Annotated in this window: 9 protein-coding genes; 4 read left to right on the top strand and 5 right to left on the bottom strand. The window is 51.9% G+C overall.

From position 1 onward, the window contains the following. Window positions 1–80: 80 nt before the first annotated feature. Window positions 81–515 carry a MarR family winged helix-turn-helix transcriptional regulator gene (locus tag EDC52_RS01485; protein ID WP_131863489.1) on the top strand — a complete coding sequence of 145 codons (435 nt, stop codon included), beginning with the start codon at window positions 81–83 and terminating at the stop codon, window positions 513–515. 51 nt (window positions 516–566) lie between these two features. Here EDC52_RS01485 and EDC52_RS01480 read toward each other — a convergent pair whose 3' ends face one another. Next, window positions 567–2,297, bottom strand: a complete 1,731-nt coding sequence (locus EDC52_RS01480; protein WP_131863488.1) for a potassium/proton antiporter — start codon at window positions 2,295–2,297, stop codon at window positions 567–569. Window positions 2,298–2,751: 454 nt separating this feature from the next. On the opposite strand from EDC52_RS01480, the gene EDC52_RS01475 reads away from it, so the two are divergent. Continuing rightward, the gene (locus EDC52_RS01475; RefSeq protein WP_131863487.1) at window positions 2,752–4,143 is read left to right on the top strand and encodes a diguanylate cyclase; all 1,392 of its coding nucleotides are present in this window, start codon (window positions 2,752–2,754) and stop codon (window positions 4,141–4,143) included. Window positions 4,144–4,280: 137 nt separating this feature from the next. Here EDC52_RS01475 and EDC52_RS01470 read toward each other — a convergent pair whose 3' ends face one another. Both EDC52_RS01470 and yeaG read right to left on the bottom strand, forming a co-directional pair. Then, window positions 4,281–5,552 (bottom strand): YeaH/YhbH family protein, encoded by a 1,272-nt coding sequence (locus tag EDC52_RS01470; protein ID WP_131863486.1) that lies wholly within the window; start codon window positions 5,550–5,552, stop codon window positions 4,281–4,283. Window positions 5,553–5,585: 33 nt separating this feature from the next. Continuing rightward, window positions 5,586–7,520 carry a protein kinase YeaG gene (gene yeaG / locus EDC52_RS01465; RefSeq protein WP_131863485.1) on the bottom strand — a complete coding sequence of 645 codons (1,935 nt, stop codon included), beginning with the start codon at window positions 7,518–7,520 and terminating at the stop codon, window positions 5,586–5,588. 426 nt (window positions 7,521–7,946) lie between these two features. Here yeaG and EDC52_RS01460 point away from each other — a divergent pair, with 426 nt between their 5' ends. After that, window positions 7,947–8,699: a MipA/OmpV family protein gene (locus EDC52_RS01460; protein WP_131863484.1), complete on the top strand. Its 753-nt coding sequence runs from the start codon at window positions 7,947–7,949 to the stop codon at window positions 8,697–8,699. A 110-nt stretch (window positions 8,700–8,809) separates the two neighbouring features. Then, entirely contained in the window at window positions 8,810–9,664 is an 855-nt protein-coding gene (locus tag EDC52_RS01455) for an aldo/keto reductase (protein WP_131863483.1), read from the top strand. Window positions 9,665–9,810: 146 nt separating this feature from the next. Here EDC52_RS01455 and EDC52_RS01450 read toward each other — a convergent pair whose 3' ends face one another. Both EDC52_RS01450 and gapA read right to left on the bottom strand, forming a co-directional pair. Continuing rightward, a complete protein-coding gene (locus EDC52_RS01450) occupies window positions 9,811–10,683 on the bottom strand; it encodes a D-hexose-6-phosphate mutarotase (RefSeq protein WP_131863482.1) in 873 nt (290 codons plus the stop codon). A gap of 89 nt (window positions 10,684–10,772) precedes the next feature. Next, window positions 10,773–11,771 (bottom strand): glyceraldehyde-3-phosphate dehydrogenase, encoded by a 999-nt coding sequence (gapA, locus tag EDC52_RS01445; protein ID WP_165911634.1) that lies wholly within the window; start codon window positions 11,769–11,771, stop codon window positions 10,773–10,775. Between the last annotated feature and the right edge of the window lie 49 nt (window positions 11,772–11,820).

Here is an 11,820-nt window from a genome sequence, read left to right as displayed (position 1 = left end):
ATGCATTTGCCGGGCTAAGCACGCCGGTAGCGTGGTATGATTAATCCAACCAACTTTATTAATCAACTTCGGCCGACGCCATGAGTACTGAATATAAAAATTTCTCCCATCTGTTGCACCTGACCTCGCGGGCCATGCGCCTGGCAATAGACCGACGGCTCAAGGACCTTGGTCTTAGCCAGGCAAGCTGGGTTGCGGTGGCGGAAATTGCCGCGGCGCTTGCCCCCCTGTCGCAAAGTGAGCTGGCTCAGCGGCTGGGAGTGGAGGGCGCGACCATCGTCACCATGGTCGATAGGCTGGTCAAAGCCGAATTGGTGGAACGGATCGCCACGCCGGCTGACCGTCGCAAGAAGCTGCTGGTGGTTACCGTTGCAGGCAAGCAGCTTTATGAGCAGGTCCGGACGGTCGCCGACTCGCTCGGCAAAGATATCATCGACGACATCGACCCCCAAGAGATGAAGGTAGCGATGCGGGTGCTGGAGAAGCTGTACTGCGCCTGCGAAACCCTGTCTTGAGGCCGACCAGCGAGCGCCGGGCAGCGAACTGACCGCCCGGCTGGATACTGTTCAGGCCTGTTCAGCGGAAATCTTGATGCCGATTTTGCTCACTTGCTGCTCGTCCTTCTCGGCGACAGTCCAGACCACTCCCTCGGCCACGACATTGTCGCCGACAACCGGTTCGCCTCCTCCCAGCAGATGCATCACAAAATCACCCAACGTGAGCTGACCATCGACCTGTTCATCAAAATCAAGCCCGTATATTTCTGACACGTCCCTGAGCTTGGCATCGGCCTGCAGGATAAAATCACCAAAGAAGCGCTGATCCAGATCTACCGGCGGTGCCTGGCTGAACAGTCTGCCCAGCGCCGGCAAATCCCGTTCCCTGCCGATGACGCACAGCACATCGCCTTCCTTCAGCCTGGTATTGCCGGTCGGCGTAAGCAGCACATTATCGCGGAACAGGGCGGCGATGCGGGTATGCTTAGGCATTTTCATATCCCGCAGCGCTGCGCCGACGCACCAGTTATCATCGCCTAGCTGATAAATAAACTGTTCCCAGGGGTTTTCCGGATGGATATCCATGCCCACCCGTGAAATCGGCGAAGCGGTCGGCGGAACAACCACCTTTGCCAACCGGGCGGCAAATCCCAGCGAGGTGCCCTGGAACAGTAATGAGATCAAGACAATGAAGAAGGCCACGTTGAAGTAAAGGCTGGCATTATCCAGGCCTGCCATCATTGGGAATACAGCAAGAATAATCGGTACCGCGCCGCGCAACCCTACCCAGGAAAGGAATACCCGCTCCCGGCCGGTAAAGTTTTTGAACGGCATCAGTCCAACAAAAATGGAAAGCGGCCGGGCCACCAACATCAGCCACAACGATAACATCATCGCCGGGATGGCAATCAGCCAAAGATCGCTAGGGGTCACCAACAGCCCCAGAACCAGGAACATGCAGATCTGACTGAGCCAGGCCATGCCGTCGAAGGTCTGTAAAATACCGTGGCGGTTGCGGATAGGGCGGTTACCCAGCAAAAAACCGCACAGATAGACCGCCAGAATACCGCTGCCTTCAAGTGCTGTGGTCAGCGCAAACACCATAATACCGCCGCTGACGGCCAACAGCGGATAAAGGCCGTTCGCCAGCGATATCCGGTTGATGGTCTGCTGCAGCAACCAGCCGCCGCCCAGGCCAAACACCACACCCAGCCCGAACTGCTGAATCAGATGGACGACGAACATCCCGCTTAAATGGGTTTCACCGGCTTGGATCATCGAAATGAGTGTTATTGTAAGAAATACCGCCATTGGGTCATTACTGCCGGACTCGATTTCCAGCGTAGAGCTGACGCGCTCATTCAAGCCTTTGTCGCCCAGCAGTGAAAAGACCGCCGCCGCATCGGTTGAACCGACGATAGCACCGATAAGCAGACCTTCAATCCAGTCAAGGTGGAAAAGCCAGGCCGCAGCCACCCCGGTCAGACCTGCGGTTATCATCACGCCGACGGTGGCCAGCGACAGTGCGGGCCACAGGGCGACGCGAAACGAAGCGGCACGAGTACGCATGCCGCCATCAAGCAGGATAACGGCCAGGGCCAGGTTACTGATCAGATACGCCACTGGATAATTATCAAAGGCGATGCCGCCCAGGCCGTCTACACCTGCCAGCATGCCAATGGCGAGGAAAATGACCAGTATAGGAATGCCCAGGCGTGACGAAAATGAACTTAACAGGATGCTGCCCCCGACAAGCACCGAACCGATGATGAATAAACTGATAATGGTGCCGCTATCCAAGTTCGCACTCCTTATGTTCTGAATGTCCTAAGCATAATCATCCTGAACAAATCGCCTCCCGATGAGGATAAATGTAGAGCATAAAAATGTGGTGTCTGATGACGATAATGAAAGATTCGGAGGTTTCCGGCCCAGATGCCTGCCAGAGTCCGCGCGCTGCGGGTAGGAGGAGAGCAATCCTAGTTCGACATTATTCTAGCCGGTCTATAAACAAACTACCCTTTTTCAGGCCAACAAAAAAGGCGTTTATTACTAAAACTCCTAATTTTGACGCTCTGACCTCTGGATCAGCAGCAAAGGGCCAAAACCTGAGGCTGAGCCGGATTACCTTCACCGGCCAGCCAGCAAGGGCAACAGCGATAAACAGTGCAATTATACCTGGCAAGTAGTCGGACTGAAAATTTACGTGATAATATAATATATTGTTAATTATGTATTCTGGAGCTGATTTCCGGTGAGTAACAGTAAAGAGGACTACGACAGGCTGGTGGCCGGCGAATGGCAGCAATTGATTACCCTGACCAGTGCCGCGGCCCATCAGGTGGTTGCGCGCATAGGACGCGAAGATATCAGCTTGATGGTAGATGATTTTTATCAGTACATGCTCAGCGACAAGGATGCCCAGATATTTCTTTCCAGCCAGCAGGTTAAACAACGCCTGCATGCCACGCTCTGCCAGTGGATACAGCAGGTGATTTCCAGCGCCGACGCGGTGCTGCCCGACCTTATTGCTGCCCAGCGTCGGGTCGGTGAAGTGCATGCGCGCATCGGCATTCCCATCGATTTGGTCGCCCGCGGCATCCGCCGGCTAAAAGAACGGCTCTATCAACGTCTGCAGCAGGATATGCTGGATAGCAAGCTTTGCTATGATGCCATGCGGTTCTGTTCACTGACGCTGGATATCGCCATTGAAGTCATGACCACTGCCTATTCCCGTTCGTTTGCCAGCGCCGCCAAGCATAAAGAAAATTACCGGCTATATACCTTACTGGATAATGCCAGCCTGGAGCGTGAACGTCAGCTTGCCTCCTTGCTCAACTGGGAAAATCGGTTCATTTATGCCATCGCCACCGGTCTGCCGCTGGAAGATGTCGAGCCGTTGCAGCGCGCTGAGTTTGGCCTTTGGTTTCAGCACAAGGGTAAACACCTGTTTGAACAGGTGGCCGAAATCAGTCAGATTGATAGCGTGATGGCCGAGACTGATACTTTCATAATCGGTTTTCAGGCAAACGGAACGGCGGATATGCAGCAGCGGAACCTGCTGTTACGAACGGTGCGAAATAATATCCGCATTATCAGCACACTGGTTTCTGGATTGTTTGACGAACTATCCCGCTACGAGAACGGCAAGGATCCGTTGACTCAACTTTTGAACAGACGGTTCGTGCCGACTATCCTGCGACGCGAGATCGGGCTTGCCATACGTTCTGATGCCCCTTTCGTAGTGGTCATGGTGGATATTGATTATTTCAAACGGATCAATGATACCTATGGCCATGACATCGGTGACGCGGCGTTGAAAAGCGTGGCAGCCATTCTGGCGGAAAACGTCAGAAGCAGTGATTATGTTTTTCGGTTTGGCGGGGAAGAATTCATGCTGCTTTTTGTCGAAACCACTCAAAGCCAGGCTTTAATGCTGATTGAACGGATACGTACTCTAGTCTGTGCCACGCCGATCAGGACTGGCGTCAGCCAGCCGATCAATCTGACCATCAGCGCAGGGCTTTGCGCTTTTGACGGCCATCCGGATTATGAGCGATTAATTAAAAAAGCCGACAGTGCGCTGTATTATGCCAAACAAAATGGGCGCAATCGGATAGAGATCCACAAAGACCAGCCGCAATAAAGTCGCCAGCATCGATCCCGGTTATTCACCTCCGGGCGCAAACCAGGAAATAACAGATCCGGCGGCTGGGGCATCGATATCAGGTGAGGGGGTAAATCAGCCAGAACGGGACTCGACCTGGCTGATCGAAACATCAACTATCGTTCATTAACTTGCTTTTGAAATAATTCTCTGAATACCGGATAGATATCTTCCTGATCCCGAATATGTTGCATGGCGAAATTTTCATATTTTGCCTGCAGGCTCTCATATTCGCGCCATAGGGTCTGGTGGGCCCGGCGGGTGATTTCAATATAACTGAAGTAGCGCACCAGCGGCAGCAGCCGGGTAGACAGCAATTGATGACATAGCGGTGAGTCATCTGCCCAGTTATCTCCGTCTGAGGCCTGGGCGGCATAGATGTTCCATTGAGCGGCGTCATATCGCTCCTTGATGACCTCCTCCATCAGTTTCAAGGCGCTTGAAACAATGGTGCCGCCGGTTTCCTGCGAATAGAAAAACTCATGCTCATCCACCTCCTTGGCCTGGGTATGATGGCGGATATAGACCACCTCGACATTTTTGTAAGTCCGACTCAAGAACAGGTAGAGCAGGATATAAAAACGCTTGGCCATATCCTTGGTCGCCTGATCCATGGATCCCGATACGTCCATCAGGCAAAACATAACCGCCTGGCTGGAGGGCTCGGCACGCCGCTCGAAGTTTTTATAACGTAAATCAAAAGTGTCGATAAACGGCACCCGGTCAATTTTCTGGCGCAGTTCGGCAATTTCGCGTCGAATACGTTCTTCTTCCAGCAATTGCGCCGGCTCGCTATTGCCCAGCGCCGCCAGATCATCCTCCAGTTCGCGGATGGCTCGCCTCTTTCCGGCAGTCATTGCGGTACGTCGGACCAGCGAGTTGGTCAGCGATCTCACCACACTGATATTGGCCGGCACACCGGTCGAGGTATAGCCGGAGCGATGAGTCTTGAATTCATTTAACTGCTTATGCTGATTTTTTTGCAGATTAGGCAAGGCCAAATCCTCAAACAGCAGATCCAGGTACTCATCTTTGGATATCTGGAACACAAATTCATCCTGACCTTCCCCGTCCTGGCTGGCGTTGCCCTGGCCGCCGCCGCCCCCGCCTGAAGGGGGACGCTCGATGCGATCATTTTGGATAAAGTGATCATTCCCGGGGTGGACGCGATGACGCGTGCCTCCCCGGCCCTGATGGAAAAAGGGTTCATTGATATCTGTATTGGGAATCGACACCGATTCCCCGCTATCTACATCGGTAACCGAACGCTTATTGATGGCCCCGGCAATCGACTGCTTGATTTGTGACTTATAACGGCGAAGAAAGCGCTGGCGATTGACCATGCTCTTATTCTTGCCATTAAGTCGTCGGTCAATAAAATAGGCCATTTATTTCCTCCAGACGACATTGTCCTGGTATCCTCAGGATGATTTTCGTACCCGCAGATACCATTCACATAACAGACGGACCTGTTTGCGCGTATAACCTTTCTCCATCATGCGATCGACAAAGTCATCGTGCTTTTTCTGCTCATCAGTAGACGTTTTTGCATTGAATGAAATGACCGGCAACAGCTCCTCGGTATTGGAGAACATTTTTTTCTCAATTACCGTGCGCAGCTTTTCATAGCTGGTCCAGTTGGGATTATGTCCGCTATTATGTGCACGGGCACGCAGCACAAAATTAACTATCTCATTACGGAAGTCTTTCGGATTACTGATACCGGCAGGCTTCTCGATTTTTTCCAGTTCAGCATTCAAGGATTCACGGTCGAATAATTGTCCGGTGTCCGGATCACGGTATTCCTGATCCTGAATCCAGAAATCCGCATAGGTCACGTAACGGTCAAATATATTTTGGCCGTACTCTGAATAGGATTCTAGATAAGCGGTCTGGATTTCTTTACCGATGAACTCAGCGTATTTTGGGATCAAATAGCCTTTTAAATGTTCAAGATATTTTTCCGCAATATCCTGCGGGAATTGTTCACGCTCGATCTGCTGTTCAAGCACGTAAAACAAATGCACCGGGTTGGCAGCCACTTCCGCATGATCAAAATTGAATACCCGTGAAAGTATCTTGAACGCAAAGCGAGTAGACAGGCCGTTCATCCCTTCATCAACGCCGGCATAGTCCCGGTATTCCTGATAGGATTTGGCTTTCGGATCGGTGTCTTTCAGACTTTCACCATCGTAGACCCGCATCTTTGAATAAATGCTGGAGTTTTCCGGTTCTTTAAGTCGGGATAAAATCGAGAAACGGGCCAATGTTTCCAGGGTCCCCGGCGCACAAGGCGAGTTGGCGAGTTCACTGTTGCTGAGCAGTTTGTCATAGATTTTGATTTCTTTAGAAACCCGCAGGCAATAAGGGACCTTGACGATATAGACGCGGTCCAGGAAGGCCTCATTATTCTTGTTATTGCGAAATTGTACCCATTCCGATTCATTGGAATGCGCCAGAATGATACCGCTGAACGGCAGGGCGGCAATACCCTCTGTACCGTTATAGTTACCTTCCTGGGTCGCCGTCAGCAGCGGATGCAGCACTTTGATCGGCGCTTTGAACATTTCGACAAATTCCATGATCCCCTGGTTAGCTCGGCAAAGCGCGCCGGAATAGCCATAAGCATCAGGGTCATTCTGGGCATGGTCTTCCAGCTTGCGGATATCAACCTTGCCAACCAGGGCTGATATATCCTGATTGTTTTCGTCGCCAGGCTCAGTTTTGGCGATGGCGATCTGTTCAAGGATCGATGGCCAGACCTTGACCACTTTGAAGCGGGTGATATCGCCGCCGAATTCGTGTAGGCGCTTAGCGGCCCAGGGAGACATGATAGTGCCGAGGTAACGGCGCGGCACGCCATATTCTTTTTCAAGGATATTGGCATCTTCCTGAGGATTAAACAGGCAGAGCGGGTGATCGTTTACCGGGCTGCGCTCACCGTTGGCGCTCAGGATATAAATAGGCACGCGCTGCATCAGCGATTTGAGCCGCTCTGCCAAAGACGACTTGCCGCCGCCAACCGGGCCGAGCAAATACAGTATCTGTTTCTTTTCTTCCAGCCCCTGGGCGGCATGTTTGAGATATGACACGATTTGCTCAATCGCCTCTTCCATGCCGTAAAATTCTTCGAACGCCGGGTATCGCGCAATCACGCGATTGGAAAACAGGCGCGAAAGCGGGGGTTCTTGAGCGGTGTCGACCATAACTGGCTCACCGATCGCCATCAGTAAACGCTCAGCTGCATTAGCAAAGGCGCTTCGATCCTGATGGCAGATGGCCAGAAATTCCTGCAGAGTGAACTCTTCGTCCTTGGTAGCTTCGTAGCGCTGACGGTAATGGTCAAATATGTTCATAGCGTTGCCCGTCCTTCGTTTATAGCACAGGTGAAAGGAGCTAAGTAGGTCGTTGGCGGCTCCCCAAAAAAGAGTCCACCTAAGCACAGCAACCACTATGCCAACTTGTTGCTATAAAATGCCGATGTGCTCAGGTTTGGATCTTCCTCTAATCAAAGTTTAGAGGACTTACAGAAAATGTCATTCATCTATAACTCATTTTTTAAGCTATATCAAAGACTCACTGAGGGGGTATATTTGGCCTCGCCGCCTGTGGCGTGGCCTGTGGGTTGATACCGGCGACCATTCAACCCAGAAAGGCAGTATATATTTTATTTAACTATATTTTATAGCAATGTAAATATAGTATGCACTTTATAACATTAAGGTATACTTCTATTTAATTAATATACATGTGTTTTTGTGACGTTACGGGAATTAAATACAATGAAATCACAATCATCCCTTGCCATACTGAGTCTCGCCCTTGCTTATGGCATTGCCACTCCAGCGATTGCCCAGAGTGACTTAACCATTGGGGCTCAGGCATTCTATGCTACTACCCCTTATAAAGGCGCCGATGACCGTACCGTTCCGTTTCCGTTGCTCGATTACAAAGGCGATAATTTCTATTTTAGCGGCTTGCGGGCTGGCTACTATCTGTGGAAAGATCCTCAGAATGAGCTTTCTCTGACCGGATATTATTCGCCTTGGGCATTCCGGCCCAGCAAGAACGATTATGGTTATATGAAACAGCTCGATAAACGGCGATCTACCGTGATGGCGGGTCTGCGCTATCAGCATTTCGCCGACTGGGGCATTGTCCGGGCAGAATATACCGGTGATATCCTCGATAACAGCGGCGGCTTCAATGCCGATCTGGCTTACCTCTACCGCTTCACCTTTGACCGGTTGACCCTGGTACCGGGCATCGGTGCTACGTGGGACAGCGAAGACCAAAATACCTATTATTACGGGGTCAGCGGCGATGAATCACGTCGTAGCGGACTCAAACGTTATCATGCTGATGATGGCTGGTCACCGTATGTCGAAATGAGTGCAGTCTATGCGCTGACCGATAATTGGAGCGCCAGCGCTATGGCACGCTACAGCCGTCTTAGCGATGAAATAAAAGACAGCCCGATGGTCGATAGAAAATCGACCACGCTGGTCGGCGTTGGGATGAATTATACCTTCTGATGATTTGCAATTGCTCGCGAATCACTCGCGGGACTGCACAACAACGGAGCGCTTGCGCTCCGTTTGCACAAGTGTAATGCGCTAAAATGAGGCGATTTCCTGGAGGCAATATGACCGACAAAATGGTGTTCTTTCCTGATGGCCGGGGAGTGGAGGCAATAGGACAGGGAACCTGGTATATGGGCGAGCGTAACAGCGACATCGCCAGTGAAATCCGCGCCCTGCAAGCCGGGCTCGATATGGGTTTGACGTTAATTGATACCGCTGAGATGTATGCCGACGGTGGGGCGGAGGCGGTAGTGGGTAAAGCTATAGCCCAACGCCGGGATGAGGTATTTCTGGTTTCTAAAGTCTATCCCCAGAACGCGGGAGGAAAGCAAGCGGTGACCGCCTGTGAAAACAGCCTCAGACGATTGCAAACCGACCATATCGATCTCTATCTGCTTCATTGGCGCGGTAGCATTCCGCTGGAACAAACGGTTGAGGCGATGCAGCAGTTGCAGCTAGCGGGCAAAATAAAGCGCTGGGGGGTGTCCAATCTGGATATCTCGGATATGGAGGAACTGGTATCCTTCGACGCGGGCAGGCAGTGTATGACCGATCAGGTGCTATATCATCTGGCCTCTCGGGGCATCGAGTATGATTTACTTCCCTGGTGTCTGGAGCGGCAGATACCGATCATGGCATATTGCCCATTGGCGCAAGCGGGTAAACTGCGTAATGGACTTATGGAAAGCCCGGTGGTTCAACAGGTCGCCAGAGAGAATAACATCACGGTAGCCCAAGTACTGCTGGCCTGGGTTATCCGTCATCAGGGGGTTATCGCTATTCCGAAAGCCGGTACGGTGGCGCATGTCCAAGAGAACGCCGCTGCCTTGACAGTTCGGCTGAGTCCAGAGCATCTGGAGGCGCTAGACCGGGCATTCCCTGCGCCTAAGCGCAAGACTCATTTGGATATCGTATAGTACTCCCGGGATAACCGGTGTTTCCGGGCAGCGAAAGCGGGCATTCCCTGCGCCTAAGCGCAAGACTCATTTGGATATCGTATAGTACTCCCGGGATAACCGGTGCTTCCGGGCAGCGAAAGCGGGCATGCCCGGAAGCGTGGCATTTAGCTGGGCGATACCGATAGCGTAACGGCAAGTGTGGCTTTTTCACCCGGTGTTGCCACCAGGGGCTGGCTGACTCGCGCCGTTTCCACACAGACATAGGTCAGATAGCCCTCGTCCGTCACATCGGTCATGGTGCGCGCCAGGGCGGCACCCGGGTTCCAGGCCACCACATCGCTGATATGATCATGGTGAAGGGTGATAGTGCGTCCCAAAACCTCATCATGGATAACGCTGATGTCCTCTGGCTGGGTATAAACCCGATCCACTTCCCCTGTGAATGTGACATGACCCGTCTGCCTGGCAGTCGCGCCGCCATTGACTTTATCAATGTAGTTTTCGCCCAGGCCGCTGACGCTGACCTGGTTGATATTGCCGATGGTAAAGTATGAGTGCAGGGCGGCGGTGGTCTGATAATCCCCTTCGGCTTCCAGTTGGACAGTGCAGGTTTTACCCAGCTTGAAATGCGCATTCAGAGTAAAAGAATTAGGCCAGTACTGTTCGGTCTGCGCGCTGTCGCGCAGTGTGAGCGTCAGGCTAACTTCGCCCTCATGCTCCTGATGGGCAGTCAGTTCCCACGGCAGAATACGCGCAAATCCATGGTTCGGGCTGGCCACTTTGCCAAACCAAGGCCAGCAGATGGGAACGCCGCCGCGAATGGCCACGCCTTCGCAAAATGCGCTGCTGTCACTCAGCCATAGCACCGGTTGCTCGCCTTTGGGCTGCCAGGCGAGCAAATGTGCGCCCTGCAGGGTAATGGCGGCCTGTACGCTGTCATTTTTAACGATGATCACCGGTAATTGATCAATCTGACGCAGGGTAACCGACGGTGACAGGGTTTCTTTAATGGGTAACGCAAAAAGATTTTCAGACATTATTGATTGGCCTTCTTGAGTCAGTGACGGGGAATGAGCTCAAAAAAAAGGGCGACATTGCTGTCGCCCTTGTTCATCCAGTATCGCACTTATTTATTAGCGATGTGGGAGATCAGATCAAGTACTTTATTGGAATAGCCGGTTTCGTTATCGTACCAGGCTACCAGTTTTACAAAATTGTCGTTCAGCGCGATGCCGGCTTTGGCATCAAATACCGATGTCAGTTTTTCGCCGTTGAAATCAGTGGATACCACGTCATCTTCGGTATAGCCGAGAACGCCTTTCAGTTCGCCAGCGGCAGCTTCTTTGATAGCTGCACAGATTTCAGCGTAGGTAGCGCCTTTTTCCAGACGGGCAGTCAGGTCAACGACCGAAACATTAGGCGTCGGAACACGGAAAGACATACCGGTCAGTTTGCCGTTCAGTTCTGGAATCACTTTACCTACTGCTTTAGCGGCGCCAGTAGAAGAAGGGATGATGTTCTGAGAAGCACCGCGGCCGCCGCGCCAGTCTTTGTGAGACGGGCCGTCAACGGTTTTCTGCGTAGCGGTCGTTGCGTGAACGGTGGTCATCAATGCTTCGACGATGCCGAATTTGTCGTTGATGACTTTAGCCAGCGGTGCCAGGCAGTTAGTGGTACAGGACGCATTGGAAACGATGTCCTGGCCATCATAGGATTTGTGGTTAACGCCCATGACGAACATTGGGGTATTATCCTTGGAGGGTCCGGTCAGGACCACTTTTTTTGCGCCGGCGGTAATGTGCTTACGTGCGGTTTCGTCAGTCAGGAAGATACCGGTGGCTTCTGCAACAACGTCAACACCGATTTCGCCCCATTTCAGGTTAGCCGGGTCTCTCTCTGCGGTAACGCGGATAGTTTTACCGTTAACAACCAGATGGCCATCTTTCACCGATACTTCACCGTTGAAGCGACCGTGTGTTGAGTCGTATTTCAACATATAAGCCATGTAGTCAGCATCTAACAGGTCGTTGATTGCAACGATTTCTACATCGTCACGTTCCTGCGCAGCACGGAAAACGATACGTCCGATACGGCCAAAACCGTTGATACCTACTTTGATAGTCATATATTCCACCAGCTATTTAATAGTGAATAAAAGGTTACTTGTAAATTTA

Source organism: Biostraticola tofi (genome assembly GCF_004343195.1).
Classification (GTDB): Bacteria; Pseudomonadota; Gammaproteobacteria; order Enterobacterales; family Enterobacteriaceae; genus Biostraticola; species Biostraticola tofi.
The sequence above is the reverse complement of the archived record's forward strand: the minus strand, read 5'-3'. Positions and strand labels throughout refer to the sequence as shown.